General features: G+C 39.4%; 17 protein-coding genes. All 17 read right to left on the bottom strand.

Going from position 1 to position 19097, the window contains the following annotated elements; genetic code table 11:
- Window positions 1–23: 23 nt before the first annotated feature.
- From C8D94_RS08670 to C8D94_RS08590, 17 genes are read right to left on the bottom strand one after another with little or no spacing between them, the layout of a single operon-like run.
- Window positions 24–1364, bottom strand: a complete 1341-nt coding sequence (locus C8D94_RS08670; protein WP_170134745.1) for a capsule assembly Wzi family protein — start codon at window positions 1362–1364, stop codon at window positions 24–26.
- 2 nt (window positions 1365–1366) lie between these two features.
- Window positions 1367–3727: a GumC family protein gene (locus C8D94_RS08665; RefSeq protein WP_115123522.1), complete on the bottom strand. Its 2361-nt coding sequence runs from the start codon at window positions 3725–3727 to the stop codon at window positions 1367–1369.
- A gap of 3 nt (window positions 3728–3730) precedes the next feature.
- Entirely contained in the window at window positions 3731–4486 is a 756-nt protein-coding gene (locus C8D94_RS08660) for a polysaccharide biosynthesis/export family protein (protein ID WP_115123521.1), read from the bottom strand.
- A 47-nt stretch (window positions 4487–4533) separates the two neighbouring features.
- Window positions 4534–6501: a polysaccharide biosynthesis protein gene (locus C8D94_RS08655; protein ID WP_245946241.1), complete on the bottom strand. Its 1968-nt coding sequence runs from the start codon at window positions 6499–6501 to the stop codon at window positions 4534–4536.
- Window positions 6502–6533: 32 nt separating this feature from the next.
- Window positions 6534–7664, bottom strand: a complete 1131-nt coding sequence (locus C8D94_RS08650) for a DegT/DnrJ/EryC1/StrS family aminotransferase (RefSeq protein WP_115123520.1) — start codon at window positions 7662–7664, stop codon at window positions 6534–6536.
- Complete coding sequence (locus tag C8D94_RS08645; RefSeq protein ID WP_115123519.1) at window positions 7654–8274, bottom strand: acetyltransferase; 621 nt, start codon at window positions 8272–8274, stop codon at window positions 7654–7656. Before C8D94_RS08645 ends, C8D94_RS08650 begins: the two co-directional genes overlap by 11 nt.
- Complete coding sequence (locus C8D94_RS08640; protein ID WP_115123518.1) at window positions 8271–8879, bottom strand: sugar transferase; 609 nt, start codon at window positions 8877–8879, stop codon at window positions 8271–8273. Before C8D94_RS08640 ends, C8D94_RS08645 begins: the two co-directional genes overlap by 4 nt.
- 9 nt (window positions 8880–8888) lie before the next feature.
- The gene (locus tag C8D94_RS08635) at window positions 8889–10049 is read right to left on the bottom strand and encodes a glycosyltransferase family 4 protein (protein ID WP_115123517.1); all 1161 of its coding nucleotides are present in this window, start codon (window positions 10047–10049) and stop codon (window positions 8889–8891) included.
- Window positions 10042–11130 (bottom strand): glycosyltransferase, encoded by a 1089-nt coding sequence (locus C8D94_RS08630; protein ID WP_115123516.1) that lies wholly within the window; start codon window positions 11128–11130, stop codon window positions 10042–10044. The genes C8D94_RS08635 and C8D94_RS08630 overlap by 8 nt, the downstream gene beginning before the upstream one ends.
- Window positions 11108–12301, bottom strand: a complete 1194-nt coding sequence (locus tag C8D94_RS08625; RefSeq protein ID WP_115123515.1) for a hypothetical protein — start codon at window positions 12299–12301, stop codon at window positions 11108–11110. Before C8D94_RS08625 ends, C8D94_RS08630 begins: the two co-directional genes overlap by 23 nt.
- Window positions 12301–13182 (bottom strand): sulfotransferase family protein, encoded by an 882-nt coding sequence (locus C8D94_RS08620; RefSeq protein ID WP_115123514.1) that lies wholly within the window; start codon window positions 13180–13182, stop codon window positions 12301–12303. Before C8D94_RS08620 ends, C8D94_RS08625 begins: the two co-directional genes overlap by 1 nt.
- Complete coding sequence (locus tag C8D94_RS08615; protein ID WP_115123513.1) at window positions 13179–14102, bottom strand: glycosyltransferase family 2 protein; 924 nt, start codon at window positions 14100–14102, stop codon at window positions 13179–13181. Before C8D94_RS08615 ends, C8D94_RS08620 begins: the two co-directional genes overlap by 4 nt.
- A gap of 8 nt (window positions 14103–14110) precedes the next feature.
- The gene (locus tag C8D94_RS08610) at window positions 14111–15097 is read right to left on the bottom strand and encodes a glycosyltransferase (protein ID WP_147278523.1); all 987 of its coding nucleotides are present in this window, start codon (window positions 15095–15097) and stop codon (window positions 14111–14113) included.
- On the bottom strand, window positions 15078–15884 hold the full coding sequence (locus tag C8D94_RS08605; RefSeq protein WP_115123511.1) for a sulfotransferase family protein: 807 nt from the start codon (window positions 15882–15884) through the stop codon (window positions 15078–15080). Before C8D94_RS08605 ends, C8D94_RS08610 begins: the two co-directional genes overlap by 20 nt.
- 1 nt (window position 15885) lies before the next feature.
- Entirely contained in the window at window positions 15886–16587 is a 702-nt protein-coding gene (locus tag C8D94_RS08600) for a WbqC family protein (RefSeq protein WP_115123510.1), read from the bottom strand.
- The gene (locus C8D94_RS08595; RefSeq protein ID WP_115123509.1) at window positions 16584–17657 is read right to left on the bottom strand and encodes a DegT/DnrJ/EryC1/StrS family aminotransferase; all 1074 of its coding nucleotides are present in this window, start codon (window positions 17655–17657) and stop codon (window positions 16584–16586) included. Before C8D94_RS08595 ends, C8D94_RS08600 begins: the two co-directional genes overlap by 4 nt.
- Window positions 17654–19093: a lipopolysaccharide biosynthesis protein gene (locus C8D94_RS08590; protein WP_115123508.1), complete on the bottom strand. Its 1440-nt coding sequence runs from the start codon at window positions 19091–19093 to the stop codon at window positions 17654–17656. The genes C8D94_RS08595 and C8D94_RS08590 overlap by 4 nt, the downstream gene beginning before the upstream one ends.
- Window positions 19094–19097: the final 4 nt, after the last annotated feature.

Here is a 19097-nt window from a genome sequence, read left to right as displayed (position 1 = left end):
AGTTGTAATAAAGAGGTCTGCTACTAAAACTGATAGCTATACCCTAGCCCTATTCCAAAATTGTCGTCAACAGTTTGCAGTGCGTCCCAGCCCAACAAAGTTTCGATCTGTCCCCAACCTTCCGAGTTATAGCGCACATTGATAAAATGGTACCGCACCTTGGTTGAAGGTTGAAAAGGCTGTCTGTATGTCCCAAAATTTTCAACAAAGGAAGTTTTCAACAACCAACTGAAATTTTTTACACTACCTGAAGCAGCTAGATGGTGAACCTGTACCCTGTTATTGAAAATAGGTGAGTTCACTTCGTTTATTTGCAATGAGCTGTCGTAGCCAATAAAGGGAAGTCCTATCACCAATCCCTCGTAGCTCCAACCGCTTCGGTATACGTTGTTGCCAAAGTAACCATCTGGGCGTTCTGGTCCACTCTGGTCCTTGGTGGTGATAAACTCATAGCTTACACCCTTGATCCATTTTGATTTGTTGGGCTGAAAAGCCAGTCCCCAAACCCCATCAGGAAAATTCTTAAATCCAGAACCAGAACCATCTTCAAACAAGTGTTCGTGGTAAAAGTTGAAACCGCCCCACTTCGTTTCAGTATAATAATCCAACAAATAACTCCCTAAGTGGTTTCCCACTGCATTGAGTATTTCCCCTTCAACTTGTATCTCGTTTGCTCTTCTGGCAGTGAATACATCTACAAAAGCATCAAAATCGTCATTTAGTTCTCCAAAAACGGGCGAAGTCCCTCCCCATTGTGCAAAATGCTGTATTTGAAGTTTTACTTTGTTATTGGTATTAAATTTAACCCAAAGCCCCAAACGTTTGTAATGTATCCTGGTGTCACTCACAAATCTATCATCATTCTGTTCAAAATGACCCAAACCCCAGTCTAGTGCAAAGGTATTACCAATTTCCAAAGGTGTTGGCGCCTGTAAGAGTACTCCAAGCATTGGGCGGGTATTTCCTGAGAAAATTATATTCTTATTGGTGGCAGATAATGGTGCAGTTGGGTTCACCATAGAGAATGCCCCTATGGAGGCTTCCAGCCAAGTATTTCTAAAACGTGCGTACAGTTCCTTTCGTTGAAGTTCATTCAGTACATCGTCACGATAATAGACCGAGACCATTGCACTAATCGAAGCATTTTCTGACAATGGATAGTTTACTGAAGCTTCAGCAAGGGCGCTACTATTTGAACTTGCTCCCCATCTATTTTCAGTAGTACTGTAAAACCAGAAGGGCAAGGCATCATTAGTTCCTATACCACCCAAAAGTGATGTGTTAGCGCTCCAGTCTATTTCTTGGGACTTGCTTATTTGTGCGAACAGAACAATGCATGAGCACAAAATAAAACAACGTGACATTTTTAGAACCATTTTCGTTTTTTGGTTTCTTGTGTGTAGGAATACCCGTATTTACTACCGTACCCAAAGTTACCCATAGTTACGTTGTTGAGGACGGGATAGATTCGCTTTAGTCTATCCTCTGCCATACTATCCTTCACAAACTGCATTAATCGCTTGTCCGTATATCCAGCTCGGAATACATACAGTAACACATCTGCATATTTGTTGATGAGAATAGTGTCGGTAACAAGCATAGAAGGAGCGGTATCTACTACAACGTAATCGTACTTTTGCTTAAGGGTATCGAAAAATTGCTCGGTACGGGGTTCCATAAGCAATTCGGCAGGGTTTGGCGGAATTACTCCTGAAAGGATAATATCCAAGTTATCATTTTCGGTACTTTTTGAGGCAAGTTCGTCTATGGTCAGGGACGGGTCTACTATAAATTCGGTCAGCCCTTTATCATGTTTGTGCTCTGGGGTGAGGTAGCGATGTAATTGGGGGTTACGGATGTCCGCACCTACCAATACCACTTTTTTTCCTGTAAGAGCTACTGTGAGTGCTAGATTAAAGGCCACGAATGTTTTCCCCTCACCTTTAATGGTAGAGGTTACAAAAATACTATTGTTTTGCTCCATTCCCTTTTTCTGCAATGTATACTGAAGGTTTGTCCTCAAGATTCTGAAGGACTCAGCCAGCATACTACGGTCGTTCATTTTCACAAGTTGGGGCTCGTCCTTTCGCAGCTTGGGGATTTCTCCCAGAATATTAACGTTAGGGAGTGCGCGTTCAATATCTTTTCGGCTATCAATTTTATTGTATAGCAGGGATCTACCATAAATTATAAGAAACGGCAATAACAAGCCTGCCAAAGCTGCGGCACCGTATACCAAAGACTTTTGTGGCCGCACAGGACCAAAACTACTCGCAGCCCTATCTACCACCTTAGCCTTGGAAGCAGTAACGGCCAGTGAGATGGAAGCCTGTTCTCTCTGCTGTAACAAGAATAGGTACAATTGTTCTTTAATGCCCTGTTGTCGCTCTATACCACGATACGCTTTTTCCTGTGATGGAACCTTGGACAAACGTGAATTTAAAACAGATTCTTGGTAGTTAAGATCACGTAAGGATATTTTAAGGCTCTCCGTTGTATTTTGTAAACTGCTTAGTATATTTTGTCTTATGTTGCTTATTTGGTTGTTCAGGTTTACCACTACTGGATTTTTGGATGTAGAGGACTTTAACAGTCTGTTTCGTTGCAATATAAGGTTGTTATAATTTTCTACAGATTGGCCAATATCGCCTCCCTGTATCCCAAGATTAGAGGGCAACAAATCGTTTTCGGTAGAACTTTCCATGTAATCTATCATGGTATTGGCAAGTTCCAATTGGGTATTTACATTAAATTGCCTTTTTTCAAATTCGCTGGCATTCTCTAGTGCCATCTGGGCCTGGGCCTCGATATTAGTGAGACGGTTAGTACTTTTAAATTGTTGTTTGCCTGTTTCAACCGAGTCCAGTTCGCGGGAAATTATCTGTAATCTTTTGTCGATAAAGTCGGATGTTTTTTGGGCAATCTGGTTTTGGTCATTAATAGCGTCCTTGTTATATTGAAATATGAGCTCGTCCAAAAAATCCTCAGTCTTTTGACGAACTGAAGACTCCATGCTCAACACAACCACGTTACTACTGGAAATTTCGTTCACTACATTGAGCCTTGCCTGGTAGCTCCTTGCCATCACATCTGGATCGCGGTACAATACCCTTATGGATTTTCCTGAAAAAGAGTTAAATCTAATTTCATCTTCAAGGTTTGGGATCAAGGTGATTTCGCCAAAATCAAGGTTCACGGGGTTACCAAATGTATAGGTTTCCTTAGTACCGGTCGCTAGGTTATGTAGGCTGTATTGGGACGAATCTATAATGCTGAATTCGAGAGCGGGAACCCCAACCAAGCTATCATTAAACGCAAGGTAACGTACCTGGAATGGCCTATAATCGTACATTTCGCTATCGCGTATAATTCCCAGATTTTGATAGGAGATGTTCAACTCAAGTGCTTCAATTGCATTTTTTATGATGCGCTTGGACTTAAAGATGGCTATTTCATTTTCTATCTTACTACCTTGATATTTTGTAAGCAAACCTCCCAAGCCACTTACGGCAAAAAGCTCTTCGGCAGGACTGGAACCTTGGTCGTTTTTTATAATTACCGTTGCCCGTGTAAGATAACTTGGGGTTGAATATCTTAAATAAAAGAATGACGCGATAAGGGCCAGTACCAAACCAAGTGCAAAAAAATACCATCTTTTTAAAAACGGTTGTAAAATATCGCTTAGGGATGTCTCTTGCTGTGCTGTTGGTGCTTTAATTGTCTCCATGGCTTATCTGGTTAAGAGAATAACGGTACTGAGCACAATTGTAACAAGTGAGAGCAGTGCGGGAACATCTGGGATGAAACCAGATTTTTTTACACCTTTTAATGACGGTTCCACATAAATAATGTCGTTCTGCTTCAAGAAGTAATAAGGGCTTTTAAAGAAATCTGTCTGTGTTAAATCCACTCTTGTTACTTTCTGCTTTCCATCTTCCTGTCGTATTATCATAATATTTTCCCTCCGCCCATCCTGAGAAAGATCTCCGGCCAGTCCCAAAGCCTGCGGAATAGAAACACGTTCGTCGCCAATGGTAAAAACACTGGGGTTGTTAACAGCGCCCAACACTGTTATTTTAAAGTTCATAATACGAACGTCCACAACAGCATCTTTTACATATTCTGAAATTCGCTTTGTGAGGTCTCCAATAGCCTCTGCACGTGTTTTTCCTGAAAGTTTTATTTTGCCCAAAACAGGGAATTGAACATATCCCTCTGGGTTTACAAGATATCCTTCCAACAAGGGGTTTCTTCCGTTGATAGCATTACTGTTCGTGGTATTTTTCATAAAAGGTGCTACAACTTCACCATCCAGTGAAGAAACCGTTATGTGCAAGATATCGTTTGCTTCAATTATTGGCTCAAAGAAATTGGAGTCCTTTTGGTTGTTAAGTTCTGATGCGTCTTGAAAATACACTATTTCTTTTTTTGTGGCGCAGGAACCCAAGAATAGAGACAACAATAGGACAAATAGGGTGTTTTTCATAATTTTGCAAATATAACTTTTTAAGTTTGCACAGAAGAAGGTAGGGACTAGAAATCTTCCAGTTCTTTATCTACTGGAGTTTCTACATCCAGTACCCTGAACTTGGAATTCTCGCTCTTGAACTCTGGAACCAATTTTTTTAGGAGCCCTACAATTTTATCGTCTTCATTTTTAGTTGCCACCCTGATTAATTTCTCGACCTCTTGCTTGATTTCAGTAAAATCAGGAGGTTTCACTTTAGATATCATAATTTTTGGGTGGTGTGTAGGAAGTGTTTGCGCCACATCGTTAAGGAGTTCTTCATACAGTTTCTCTCCAGGACGAAGCCCGGTAATTTCAATATCTATATCGTCGTAAGGCCTGTATCCTGATAGGCGGATCATTTTTTCAGCAAGATCCATTATTTTTACGGGTTCTCCCATATCGAAAACAAAAATTTCGCCTCCACTACCCATGGTTCCTGCTTGGAGCACTAGTTGGCAAGCCTCTGGAATAGTCATGAAATAACGGATAATATCTTTATGTGTAACGGTTACCGGCCCTCCTCTCTCTATTTGTTTCTTAAAATGTGGGATTACCGAGCCGCTAGAACCTAACACATTTCCAAATCTGGTAGTGATAAAGCGAGTTTCCACTTCTTGCTCGTCCTGCAGGGATTGCACATACATTTCGGCCACTCGTTTGCTTGCCCCCATTACGTTTGTTGGGTTTACGGCCTTATCGGTAGATACCATAACAAATCTGGAGATCCTCTTTTTTATGGCAAGTATGCAAAGGTTTACAGTGCCCAGAATGTTTACGTAGATAGCTTCATGTGGGTTACGTTCAATTAATGGGACGTGTTTGTAGGCAGCTGCGTGGTAAATAATATTGAAATCATATTTATTAAAAATCAAATGCAACCTGTACATATTACTTATGTCTGCCAGTTCCGTAATAAAATTGAAATCGGGGTTGGTGAGCTTCAGTGACAATTCAAGCTCATGCAAAGCAGACTCTGCTTGATCCAGTATCACTACCAATTTGGGATTGTATTGTACTATTTGCCGTACAATCTCGCTCCCTATGGATCCTGCACCGCCTGTAACCAGAATTGTTTTGTTGGACAGGTCCTCTTTCAGCAAATTATCGTCCGTTCTAATTTCCTCTCGCTCCAGGAGGTCTTCAATTTCTATAGGTTTTATCTGGTCCTTTATATCTTCTTTTGTATTCAGTTTTTCTAGGTTAGGAACGTTAAAAACCTCTATATCCTGCGAGATACAGTCGTCTACTATCTGGTTTCGTACTTTTCTCGGAAAAGATTCACTAATTAAGAGTACACCATCTATTTCCAGCGGGGCCAATGTTTCAGCATAGCTGTTTGTAAAGGGAATTACTGGTTTGCCCAAAATCTTTAGCTTTTTTGCATCTTTATTTTTAGAGACAAAACCCTTAAGGTTAAAAGGAAAAAGAGATTCCTTGGCAATAACCGCACCCAAGGAAATAGTAGTGTCGTCCACTCCTATGATTACCACATTTTTTTTTGCCTTATTGGATACCACGTCTCTTAAAAAATGGTAGATTTCCTTCACAGTAATCCTGAACAGTAACAAGAACGCAAAGGATAGTAGTGCATAAAAGACCAATGAGGTATTTATAAATATTTGCTCTCCCACAAAAAACTCGTACGAACTATTAAAAACAAATAAAGTACCACAAGTAAAAACCGAAGAAAACACAAGTTTTGTGATATCGGTTATGGTTGCGTGCCTGATGATACCGGAATAGGTCTTAAAAACAAAGAAAAAAACAATGTTAATCGAAACAATGATACACCCCTGTATAAAAATAGGCAGTACAGGTAAGAATTTTATGGGTGTCACGGTGAGCAACAGGTACACCAAAAAGAAAGAAAGCCCTCCAATAAAAGTATCTATTAAAAACACGATCCATCTTGGTAGATAGCGTTGGTCCAACAGCTTAAGCTTGTTATCGCCGTCGTACAGCCTTTCCAGTATTTTAGTTCTTCTTTTCAAAGCAAGAAATGTTAATCAAATATAGGGATAATCTAAACGAACTGTCCTAAAACAATTTTAATCCTTTCCCAATCTTTTGCAGTTAAGTTTGAACCTGAAGGCAAACATAGTCCCTTACTGAAAATTTCTTCGGAAATACCATTGGTGTACGCTGGAGCATCCTTAAAGACGGGTTGTAGGTGCATAGGTTTCCAAAGGGGTCTGGACTCTATATTTTCGGCTTCAAGCGCCAATCGTAATTTTTCAGGTGTAAAACCTGTTTTATTCTTATCAATCTGGATACAGCTTAACCAGTGGTTTGAAAAATAGTCCCCATCAGGTTCCGTGAAAACTGAAACACCTTCTACATTTCTAAAAATTTCAGCATATCTTGAGTTGTTTTTCCTTCTTTGGGAAATACGTTCAGGCAACACTTCCATTTGCCCTCTTCCTATCCCTGCACAAATATTGCTCAAGCGATAATTATAGCCAATGTTGGAATGTTGATAATGTGGCGCCTCATCCCTTGCTTGGGTGGCCAAAAATACTGCTCGTTGCTTCAAAGCCAAAGTGGGAGCTACCAAAGCACCACCTCCCGATGTTGTTATTATTTTGTTGCCGTTAAAGGAAAGAATGGCATAGGTGCCAAATGTCCCGCACATCTTACCTTTGTACGTGCTACCCAGAGCTTCGGCGCTGTCTTCCACAATGGGTATACCGTGTTTTTCGGCTACAGCTTGTAATTTTTCTACTTGGTAAGGCATCCCGTAAAGATGCACTGCTATTATGGCCTTGGGCTTTTTACCTTTTTTTATACGATCTCTAATAGCTTCTTCCAAAAGGTCTGGGCACATATTCCAGGTTGTATGCTCGCTATCCACGAAAACCGGTGTGGCTCCTTGGTACACAATAGGATTTGCAGATGCGCTAAAGGTCATACTCTGGCACAATACCTCATCTCCACTGGAAACGCCCAACAGGATAAGTGCCAGATGCAATGCAGCGGTACCAGAACTCAAGGCCGCCACGTTTTTTTTATTACCCAAATAGTCTTCAATAGCAATTTCAAATTCCTGTACATTGGGTCCTAGGGGAGCAATCCAATTGGTCTCGAAGGCTTTGCTGACATAGGTTTGTTCTGTTTCGCCCATGTGTGGCGAGGAAAGGTATATTCTATTGTCCATTTAGGGTCTCTTTTCTAATAATTTGAGCAGGATTTCCATATACGGTTGCAAAATCTGGAACATCCTTGGTCACTACGGATCCGGCACCAATTACTGCCCATTTACCTACGTTCAGTTCTGGCAAGATTACGCTTCCTGCACCTACCAAAGTACCTTCGCCAATGGTACATCCTCCAGAAATGGCCGTGTTAATGGCGATGTGGCAAAAATTGCCGATGATACAATTATGGGACACACTTGCATTATTGTTTACAATGGTAAAGTCTCCCAAACGTACGTCTGCATCTACCACGGCATTGGGTAACACCTGAACACCTTTGCCCAATTGGACCGATGGATACACCACAGCGCTCTTATGTACGAAGTTTGGGCAGGGTACGGTTATGGAATTTGCAACTTTTTTTCGGTTTTTATTGTTACCAATGGCGATAGCGGCGTGTTCAGTACTATGGGAGTTACCTTCTTTAAGAAGTACGGGAACCCCCAACACATTTTTTCTTGAAGGGTTTTTATCCAATATTGCTTTTGGTTCATATAGCCCCAGAGACCTTATTAATTCTACAAGGGCAAAGCTATGTCCTCCTCCACCAAAAATATGTATCGTTTTCATAGTTGGTTTCCTCTAAAGGGTTCGGTCGTAACACTGTTGGTACTGTTTATATCAGTACGGTTCACTACTTTTTGCACCGTGAGAGCAATTATTTTCATATCCAGCGCAAAACTAATTTTTTCAACGTAATAAACATCCAATTCAAATTTTTTTTGCCAGGAAAGTGCATTCCTCCCATTTACCTGTGCCCAACCTGTAATCCCTGGTTTTACAAAGTGTCTTTTTTTTTGTTCTTCTGAATACAGCGGTAGGTATTGGGGCAACAAGGGCCGTGGACCCACAAAACTCATATCCCCTTTTATCACATTCAATAGCTGTGGAAGTTCGTCCAACGAAGTGGAGCGTACAAATTTCCCAAACCCTGAAAGTCGCTGTGCATCCGGTAGCAAGTTACCCTGTGCGTCCTTTTCGTTACTCATGGTCCTGAACTTAATAATAGAAAACAACCGTTCATCCTTTCCTGGTCTTGTTTGGGTGAAGAACGGGGTTCCCTTGAGCGCAATAGTCAATAGTGCAGCAACTACCAAGAATAGTGGTAGTAGCAACACAAAAACCACAGCAGCTGCGGCAACATCTAAAATGGGTTTAAAAAAACTCTTGTACACGTGGCAAAGTTACGTATTCTGTAAGATTGATTGGTATTCTGCAAGAATCAATTGCCAAATATGCTCACGTTTGTACCTGTTCACTATCATAGGACGGGCGTTTTGCTGCATCTTAGCAACTTCGGCGGGGTTTTCGAGAAAGAAAAGCATAGCATCCATTAATGCTCTAGAATTCTTTTTGGGCACTATATAGCCGTTCTTGCCATGTTCGATTATCTCGTTGCAACCATTAATATCGGTCACTATTGATGGTAATCCCATAGCGCCTGCTTCCATGACTACATTAGGAAACCCCTCTCTATAGCTAGGAAACACCAGAGCATCACTAAGAGCAAGAAAATTACGTACATCCTGTTGAAACCCTGTAGTGACAATTTTTGGATTCTTTGAAATTTCAACAAGGGTATGTTTTTCCAAGGGGTCCAGGGTATCCTCTACAGGACCAACCAAAAGAAGTGTGCAGTTGGATTTTGTTTCTGCGAGCGCCTTAAAAGCCACCACCAACTCATTGATTCCTTTGTCGCCAACCAAACGGCCAATGAACACAAAAATAAAATCATCTTTAGGTATTTTCCAAGCTTCTTTTGTCTTGGTAACTTCAGTTTTTTCCACACACTCGTCCCTAAAATAATCTGTATTTGTACCGTTGCTGCTTCCTTCACCTAGAATGTTCATTTTTTTCTTAGTGGTGAACCTATGCTGTAAGATATAGTCCTGAAGTCCTTTAGAGTTTGGAAGGACATGTGTGGCAAAAAAATAGGTCAGTTTTTCAACTTGGATCAACACGTTTCGTTTCAAGCCTGTTGCCTCCATTAATGGTAGTCCTGCTACATCGTGAATTCGATTAGGTACTCGTGCAAGATATGCGGCCATCATCCCAACAATTCCTGCTTTTGGAGTGTGGGTATGTACTATATCGGGTTTTTCATTTTGTAAGAATCTATACAGTTTGTAAACAGCACGTATATCTTTAAAAGGAGTTATTTTTCGCGTTAGTGCCACGTGAAAATAGTGTACGCCTTCCTTTTCTGCATATTCTCGTAGGCGTTGCTCTTCAGCGCTTACAGCGGTTACATCGAAATGTGATGCCATATAGCCCAGTTGCCCTTCCAACAACTTTTCCAGTGAGAGCGGTATGGTTGTAATGCGTACTAGTTTTGGTTTAGGCATATTGTTCGTAAAGTTTAATGTGATTATCTACCATCATTTCTATGCTGTATCTACTAGCTCTTTGCTCACATTTTTCAGCAATCTGCTTAGCAAAATCCTTATCGTTACGGAGCAATTCTATATGGGATGCCAATGCTACAGAATCTCCTTGTTCAAATAACAATCCTGCGCCATCAACCATCTCTTCTAACCCAGGCACCCTGCTCGCAACAAATGGGTTTCCACTTGCCATCCCTTCAATACTGGAAAGTGAAAGACCCTCGTAATAGGAAGACAGCACACACACATCACAAGTTTTTAATATTTCTGCAACATCCATTCGAAGTCCAAGGAAAAACACTCTATGGTTTAACTGAAGTTTATCGACTAACTGTTCGCAACCGCTCCTATAATCGCCTTCACCAACCAGCACTAACTTGATATCTTCTGGCAAATTTGAAAGCGCCTTAATTAAGGTAGGCTGATCTTTTTGTTCCCTGAATCCTGAGACCTGTACCAGAAGATAATCGGTTTCCTTAACCATTTTATCTATAGCTGTCCTTTCAATTTTTTTGGCATTTTTAAACTTATCTATTGGTACTCCGTTATTTATGACGGGCATTTGTTCCTTCGGAAAATTTAAATGCTCCATGAATATAGTGCGAACCTTATGTGTTATACACACAACTTTATCGTATTTATTATAGATAAATCTTTCCAGTATCTTGAACACACCGTTTCGTATTCTCTTATTGGAAGTACTATGTTCTGTAAAGAATAAGGTTGCTTTTGATCTGCTTAAAAGTTTCGCAATTGCAACCCAATAAAGAGAAGGAAATAAATGGACGTGGACGATCGTATGGTTTTTGAGGTGTGGAATCAGCTTGAAAATAAGAAGCGGATTATATACTGAGCCGTTTGACAATGAAACGATCTCACAAACATTTTTTTTCCTTAACGCATCTAGAAATGGCGTGGAATTGCCATTGAGCAAAACCAACGTTACCTCAACTCCCTTTTTTACAAATTCTGGCACAGTGTCCAGGATAAGTTTTTCTGCCCCACCTGTGGCCAGACTATTAGTAACTATTAGAATTTTCATTGATGTGGGGTTTGTTCAAAAATTGATAATAAACACTAATAACAAAAAGTATCAACCAGGGCATTAGCATATTTTTTTGTCTCAGCATAATCCCCAAGTTACCAAGGATTAAAGAGAATGCCGAAGATCCTAAAAGAAAGAATATTATCCCCCCCTTTATTATACGGTGTGATTTTTTAAAAGCTGAAATAGGTTTTTTTCTGAAAATTGAAAAGCTCAATAGTACTAAAATAAAATTTTCAAAAGATGAAAGTATGGCCAAGATGCCATTGATGTCGAAAAACAGAGGTCTATATAAAAAAGTAAATAATTTTAGTGGGAAAGGATAACCAGAGATATCCACCCCCGATCCCGTTTGATCCCTGTTGAGATTCGAGGCCTTATCGGAAGTATAATTTTCTATAACCTCTGTCTCTAGACTCTCTAATTGAACAAACTCCATTACATATGGCAACACTACTATGAGGGCACCCACAAGTAGCAATGCAACAAATCCCTTTTGATAGGCCTTTAAATGCCCTTCAAGAATATAAGCGCCCATGAATGCTACCACTATAAAAAGAAACATATGGGGTCTAATAGCTAACATGACAATACAAGACAAGCCCATTAACACCAAGTGTTCTTTAAAGTTCTTTAATGAGAAAAAAACTAGGATTATAGTTGTAAAAAGCAATGCGTCCTTACCAATACCTGAAGTCCAGAAATGGAAATTTGGCAAAAAGAATACCCAAGGGAAAAGTGGAACATTAAATAATTTTATTTCTGAAAGCACATTGGTTTTGGCAAAAGAGAGCTTGATAAGCCTGAATAGATAAACAAAACCTATAAACCCAAAAAAAGAATAAAGCATATTCCCCGTGAAAAAGGAAAGCTGAAGGGTGTTGGATGGAATATAATTGATCAAGTACATCATTCCAGTACCCGAAGGCCTGGACGCTATATCCCAAATTTCCTGAAGTGACCATTCCTTTGGGGTCTCCCAATAATTTGTTGCGTCTCCCCCACTGTTTACAATATAGAAGTGAAAGAAAATTGAAATGGCTATATGAAATAACAAAAGTAAATCCAGATACTTTCTATCTTTCGCTGAGAATTCTTTAAATAAATACTTCAGGTTAAAAGCAACCAATAGGAGGATAATATTAACGCATATATCAAGTAAAAGCATTACGACTCCTTATTAAATATGTTATTTAGCTTTAGTTCTGTTTGCTTAGAGATAGGTATTTCTTTGGCTTTTTTTGTAGTCATTGTCTTAAATAACCAATGCTTAAACCTAGTTGGAAAAACCTTGGAAAAAATATCCTTCACACCTATTCCTTTTAAGAAATAAAAAACACGTTTATATTTTATATTTCGACCTGTGTTCGGGTTTTTTACCGGTTCTAGATCAATATGCTCTAAATCTAGGGAATCGAACACAAGCTTTACCGTTTCCGGGGAGTTGCGAACCAATGCCTCAAAATCCACCACTAACACTTTATCGAAATAGCGCCTGTACATCGCAATGGGTTTTTGATAAAAACTCATGGCAAGACAGCTGTACCAAGGCAATGTGCCATTTTCATAAAGCTGAATTTCCTCTTTCATAACTTCCTCAAAGGTACGTAACTCTTTACTTAGTCCTGTAAGCATACTATAATGTGAAAAAGCTCTTTTTAAGGGATCTCTTCTTATAATCAAAATCGTGGCCTCTGGATTATAGCTATGAATCTTTTCAGCGGTACCAGGTGCGTGCAAATACTGTGTGCTTCCTTCCAAAAGGTAGCGCTCTTCCCTGGCTAAAGAAAACAACATTTCGTATTGGGATCGTTCTTTTACATTGGCGATGTGCAATGAAGCAGGAAACTCATTTTCCAAATATTTCTCCAACGAAAAAAAACGGGAAGGATCATACAAGACCTTAGGAGGGGCCTCAACAAAATAATGTGGTTCTTTTATAGGACTAGCATATACTTTGGGATGTTGTGACAAAAAATCCATAAGCGTTGTGGTCCCTGCTTTCATAGCACCCACTAAAAAAAGATTTGCTTTATTAGGTTGTTTCATCCTTCTTTCATTTTTTTATAGGCCCCATATAGATTAGCAAAAGATAGAACGCTTGCCACCTTTAATAGCATCCTTCCGGATATAGGTATAATTTTTTTTGCCTGCTTCAAGAGCTGTTTTCTTTCTTTTCCGGTGTAACTGCTGGAGTTTATCAAGAACGATAGTATTATAAATTTGCGAGCGTACTTTAAAAAAAAGCCTGTGTCTTTTTTTGAAAGCAAAGGCAGTACTTCCACCATAGTTTGCATATAGCGAATAAAATCCTTTGCAATATAAACGCTCTGGGATGCACTGTTTGCGATATCTTTTTTATAAAATGAAAGGTTTTTGTTTATAAACACAACCTTGTGCTTGGCACAGAGCCGTATCCATAGATCGTGATCCTCATGCTGTCGCATTCCTTCTCTAAAGAATCCCCTCTTTTGAAACAGTTGTTTTAAAATAAGCACATTCGAAGAGTTTACAGGGGGCAGGTCCTTTGTGATAACCTCAAAGTAGCTTATTAAACCCGTTGTACCTTGTGCGGGAATAATAGTGTTTGCATACCGTTCTTCTATATTGGTGAATACCATGCTTCTCCCTGTTGCAAATATTTTTTCATTTGGGTAGTCTTCGATGGCCTGTACCATTTCCTCTAAAAATGTAGGTGCCCACCGGTCGTCCGCATCTAGGAAAGCAATCCAATTGTATTTAGCTGTTGTAATACCAGTGTTACGGGCCATAGAAACACCACTGTTTTCAATTTCAAGTAATTGCACTCTAGGGTCATTTATTGCCCTTACCATAGTAGCCGAACCGTCCGTACTGCCATCATCCACAACGATCACTTCAAGGTTTGAGAAAGTTTGTGCCAGTACAGATTGCAGGGTGTCGGAAATATAACTTTCCTTGTTAAAGAGTGGTATTACTACACTAATCATAGGCTTAGTTAAAGGTATATCTTAAAAAAACGATTGAGTGTATAAAAAAAAAGAAATTTCAGTAAAAGAACAGTATGTTTCAATGTGCCTGAGAATTTTGGTGAAAGCCTCATCAACTCTAAGTGCAAAGAAGCAATTTTTCTGTTCAATTGAGTGTAGTATTTCTTTTTGGATAGTTTTTTTAGTGCCAGAAAGGTTTTTAAACTACTCCTTTTTTTCTGAAGTGACGGGACCTTGCTCCATAGTCCACCACCATGGTGACGATAATAATTATTTTTAATATCGCTATGGTAGTATGCGTTACCATAGTTGGCCAGCTTTGATAAAAGCAGTGTATCTGCATTCATAATTCCTACAAATTCTTTTTCAAAACTGTCAATGCAATTTCTAAACACAATGGAGCTCGTGGGTATGAGCAGACCTGGAATGATGTCGACGGGATAAAATGTTGATTTTTTATAATCAAGAAGGTTACTCTCTAAAACAATTCCATTTTCATCGATAACCGATGTATCGTGAAAACTCATGATATAATCTGGATTTTGTTCTAGAAAATCTACCTGTTTCTGCAGTTTGTATTTATCCTTCCAAACATCGTCTCCATCTATATGTGCAATATATTTACCTCTCGAAGCATAGATTTTATAAAGAAAATTGAAACGGCCTGTTACTCTACCGTCAATACTAATTTTATTATCCGCTTCATGCAGTAAAAGTCTTATTTTATCGGGGTATTTCTGAGCGTATTCTTTACAGATTTCACGGGTCCTGTCCTTGCTCGCGTCTTCTCCGATTATTATTTCATATTCAAAATTTGTTTCTTGTGCTAAAACACTTTCAATACATTCCTCAATAAATACTTCGTGCTGGTACGTTTGTAAACATACACTCACTAACGGGTTGGGGGTTACACTATTGGGAAAGCACCTAACCTGTTTTTTTTGATATTTTTTTTTAAAAGCGGTAAAATCCATCTCAGTCCAGATACTTTTCAAGAGCGGTTCCTTTTAAGTCGTTTAGTACATGAGTTATAATATACTCAGGTAGGTTTTGTTTCCAGGAAGCGTCATTTTTTTTTGTTTTGAAGACGCTGTAACTATCCTTTTGCTGTGTGTTCTTGCTTTCGTCCAAAAAACCAAGGACCTCCTCTGTTACTGAAATATCCAAAAATTCAAAAAGCTTTTTTATGGATCCTTCTGTATTCTTTAACAGGTCACTATAACGCAAGAGATAGAACCTATCTGGGAATTCACTCTTTAAACCTTCAAACAGCGACGCAGTTTCTTTCCACTTTTCGTAGCCGTTAAACTCATGCGCTTGGTCAAGATTCTTTTTTGGAGCCCAACGCCACTCCTCTTCTATTTTCCAGCCCAATTCGGGTTTAAATTCTTTGGGAGCCCTTAACCAGGAATTAAGTGTTGCGAGAGGATTCCTAACCAACCCAACTACCGAAACATCGGGCGATGTTTCAAGCATGTTTTTCAAAACATTATGGTATCGAACTTCCTTATAAACTACCACTTCTGTCCCTTCCTTTTTAAAGGTGGGTATTATTCCCTTTTCCTTGGCTTCTACCTGACAGATAAAAGGATCCTTTGTCTTCAAGATATCATCAAAAAATCTTTCGATCCTTTCTTCTGAAGCATTTTCGTCCAAAAAAGATTTAAACGCATAGGAGAATAATGGTTGGAACCTGTACACAGTATTGGGATGTGAGTCGAAAATAGAACCCAACCAAGTGGATCCAGAACGCGGCACACTATGTATGGCAATTTTTTTCATATTACTCTAAGGAATAATTTTTCATTAAATCCACAACCTTGTCCTTGGAGTTGAACATGAGCACATCAATAATTGAGAGTCCGGGCACAAACTCTTGCTTAAATTGTTCATATTCGGTCAATTCGGGAATTAAAAACTTAAGCTGAATGTTATGTTCCATGAAATCCTTTTTTGAATATAGCTCCTTACCACCTGCACTGTTTATATAGGTGTCTGCCTTTAATGATGTACAAATTTCGATGAGTCTGTCTGTTCGATCAAAATCCTTCGTATCGTTGAAGTTCTTAGAGGATACATACAATTCCTTAGAAATATCCAGAAAGTCTAAAATACGCTCTATGCCCAACATGGCAAACTCGGAGAGTTTTTCGGGGCGATCATCAAAAATTGATTCTATTAGCGGAAAGACACTATCAAAATACGGAGCTTTCCTATAGCTCTGTTTTATGGTACGCAACTGTTTTTTGAAGAGCGGATGCTTGACCACAAGGTCAATTTCAGAAATAAGCTTATTTGGGCTCGCCTTATCACAAGGGAACGTAATAAACTTTTCGTTGCCATGAACCAAGATTCTGTTTCTATTTACCCACCCACCTTTTATATAGTTAACATCATCGTAGAACACAAAGGCATCAACCGCGGCTATTAATTGGAAATATCCTAGGTAAGGAAAAATATAGGGTTGCATAACCGCTACCTTCATAATGCTGAATTTATGATGTTGGAGATTCTTGCAATTTCAGACAGTGAAATTTCATGGCTCAAGGGCAGGCATAAAATGGTTTTCGCGATTTTTTCTGAAACTGGCATTTTTATTTCTTTTACGTAAGGCAACTTGTTCAACGAAGGATAGAAATAGCGCCTTGGTATAACTCCATTATCCTGTAAGGCTTTCTCCACAACCACTAGCTGTGCTTCTGTTTGAAAAACAATGGGGAAATAACTGTAGTTCCACTCAGTATTAGGACGGATCTTCATTGTTTTCAGAATTGAAAAATCCAGCAGCTCCATATACTTCCCAACAACTTTTTTACGGTGGGATATAATATTGTCCATATACGGCAAGACAGTCAATCCCATAGCTGCTTGTAATTCGCTCATTTTTGCATTTACCCCAAGCCCTTTAAACTCAAGTGGTCCATCGTGCCCAAACTTGTGTGAATAATCTATCACCTCGAAAAGGTCCTTGTCCCCACAAAAGATAGCACCACCCTCACCCGTGTGGAACAGTTTGGTGGCATGGAAACTACAGGTGCTTATATCGCCATAAGAAAAGATAGAATTTCCTTTGTACAACACTCCAAAGCAATGGGCTGCATCATAGATAACCGTCAAGTTATGTTTTGACGCTATGGCATCGATAGCTTCTACATCACAGGGGTTTCCAAAGACGTGTGTGGGCATTATGGCAGTTGTGTTGGGTGTTATGGCTGCTTCAATTAGTTTTTCATCAATAGAGAAGGTTTCTGGGTCAATATCCACAAAAACGGGGGTACAGTACTCCCAGACGATAGAAGCTGTTGTTGCCACATAGCTAAAGGGTGTAGTAATCACTTCGCCTCGTTTGCCTTTTAATCGTAACGCTATTTGCAGGGGCACCGTACCGTTGCTGGTTAAAATTAATGGTGGGGTGTTGTAATTGGTCTCAATGCCTTCTTCCAGTTCCTGCACAAGTGCTCCACGGTTAGTAAGCCATTGGTTTTGCCAGATTCTCTTTATTTGGGACTGGTATTCCTCGATTGGTGGAAAAAATGTCTTTGTTACGTGTATCATTGATTTTTGAAAAAGCTAATGGCCTGTTTGATAAAGGATTTCTGAAAAATTTGTAGTGTAGCTACATACATTAAAGTCCCAGCAGTACCCCACAACAATATCCTCAATACATCACTGTTAATATAGTGCTGAAAATTAGTGTCAGCAACATAGACCAAAAAAGCAACTATCGCAGCCTGGACTATAAGCGGAAGAATGTCTCCCAACTGTTCAAAACTACTATAATTTATAAATTTTTTAGTGAAATTAGAGTTAATAAAAAATGAAATTACTGAATTAACGACCATTGTATACAACAAGGCTTTGATACCATAGGGAAACGCTATGAATATAAGCAAGAGACCCAATCCTTTCTTGATAATTTCCAAACGTAAAAAAAGGTCGCTCCTGCCCTTTACTTTCAATAGGTTGAGATTATTGGCATTGAGGGGGTATAATATTCCGGCCCAGCACAGAATTTGAAAATAAGGTACAGCAGGCAACCACTTTTCTGTTAAGATAAACCTGAAGAGCGGTTCTCCCAATGCCGCTGCCAATAATAACAGAGGAGCCAGAACTGTGGTTACGGACTTGATGATAAGCTTGATTGCATATTTAAGTTTTACATTATCGTCCTGTACCTTGGCAAAAACAGGAAACGTAACTTTCGTTAGAATGGCGCCAATATTTGCAACGGGCAGTTGTTGCAATGTGTCTGCCCGGTTATAATATCCCAATTCCCTTGCAGAATAATATTTACCTATGAGTACCGCATAAATATTCCTATAGCCCACATCTATAATACTGGACATGGTTAGTTTATATCCATAATTAAAATGCTTTTTGAATTGCGCTAAAGAAAATACGAGCCTTGGTCTCCAATTAGAGAATATCCACAAAAACACAGTGTTAAAAAAAGCTTGGGAAACAGCGCTTGCCACCAAGCTCCATACCCCAAAATCGTTTAATGCCATAAAAACCCCTATTCCGCCACCTAGCAAGATAGAAGGAAACGCTATCTTGAAAAATACTTTAAAACGAAGGGTTTTAATAAATCGTGTTTGCTGGATAGAGCCAAGAGCCGTTAAGATGAATACCAAAGAATACCATCTTATAATACTGGTCAAGATAGGTTCTTCATAGAACTGGGATACCAAAGGGGCCAAAAAAAACAACGCACCATAAAGTATAAAACTCAATGATACATTGAAAAAAAACACGGTTGAAAAGTCTACATTGGTAACCTTTTTTGAACGGATAAGTGATTGCGAAAGCCCTGAATCTATAATTGCCTTCCCTATAGCCATGAAAATAAGTATCATGCCTATAAGCCCAAAATCCTTAGGCAATAAGATCCTTGCCAGGATTATTGAGACAACCAAGCTTATGGTTTGGTTTCCCATCTGCTCTAGTGCAGCCCAAAAAAAACTGGAAATAGATTTCTTCCGTAATGACATACCG

The sequence above is a fragment of the Marinirhabdus gelatinilytica genome (assembly GCF_003353425.1).
GTDB classification, from domain to species: Bacteria; Bacteroidota; Bacteroidia; order Flavobacteriales; family Flavobacteriaceae; genus Marinirhabdus; species Marinirhabdus gelatinilytica.
This window is presented reverse-complemented; position numbering and strand designations above follow the sequence as displayed.

What these genes read in the sequence shown, in the direction of transcription:
- C8D94_RS08645 (WP_115123519.1), bottom strand. Translation starts at nt 8,274, where the DNA reads ATGAAAACGATACATATTTTTGGTGGAGGAGGACATAGCTTTGCCCTT.
- C8D94_RS08615 (WP_115123513.1), bottom strand. Translation starts at nt 14,102, where the DNA reads ATGATTAGTGTAGTAATACCACTCTTTAACAAGGAAAGTTATATTTCC.
- C8D94_RS08650 (WP_115123520.1), bottom strand. Translation starts at nt 7,664, where the DNA reads ATGGACAATAGAATATACCTTTCCTCGCCACACATGGGCGAAACAGAA.
- C8D94_RS08620 (WP_115123514.1), bottom strand. Translation starts at nt 13,182, where the DNA reads ATGAAACAACCTAATAAAGCAAATCTTTTTTTAGTGGGTGCTATGAAA.
- C8D94_RS08635 (WP_115123517.1), bottom strand. Translation starts at nt 10,049, where the DNA reads ATGCCTAAACCAAAACTAGTACGCATTACAACCATACCGCTCTCACTG.
- C8D94_RS08660 (WP_115123521.1), bottom strand. Translation starts at nt 4,486, where the DNA reads ATGAAAAACACCCTATTTGTCCTATTGTTGTCTCTATTCTTGGGTTCC.
- C8D94_RS08605 (WP_115123511.1), bottom strand. Translation starts at nt 15,884, where the DNA reads ATGAAAAAAATTGCCATACATAGTGTGCCGCGTTCTGGATCCACTTGG.
- C8D94_RS08600 (WP_115123510.1), bottom strand. Translation starts at nt 16,587, where the DNA reads ATGAAGGTAGCGGTTATGCAACCCTATATTTTTCCTTACCTAGGATAT.
- C8D94_RS08670 (WP_170134745.1), bottom strand. Translation starts at nt 1,364, where the DNA reads ATGTCACGTTGTTTTATTTTGTGCTCATGCATTGTTCTGTTCGCACAA.
- C8D94_RS08595 (WP_115123509.1), bottom strand. Translation starts at nt 17,657, where the DNA reads ATGATACACGTAACAAAGACATTTTTTCCACCAATCGAGGAATACCAG.
- C8D94_RS08630 (WP_115123516.1), bottom strand. Translation starts at nt 11,130, where the DNA reads ATGAAAATTCTAATAGTTACTAATAGTCTGGCCACAGGTGGGGCAGAA.
- C8D94_RS08625 (WP_115123515.1), bottom strand. Translation starts at nt 12,301, where the DNA reads ATGCTTTTACTTGATATATGCGTTAATATTATCCTCCTATTGGTTGCT.
- C8D94_RS08665 (WP_115123522.1), bottom strand. Translation starts at nt 3,727, where the DNA reads ATGGAGACAATTAAAGCACCAACAGCACAGCAAGAGACATCCCTAAGC.
- C8D94_RS08590 (WP_115123508.1), bottom strand. Translation starts at nt 19,093, where the DNA reads ATGTCATTACGGAAGAAATCTATTTCCAGTTTTTTTTGGGCTGCACTA.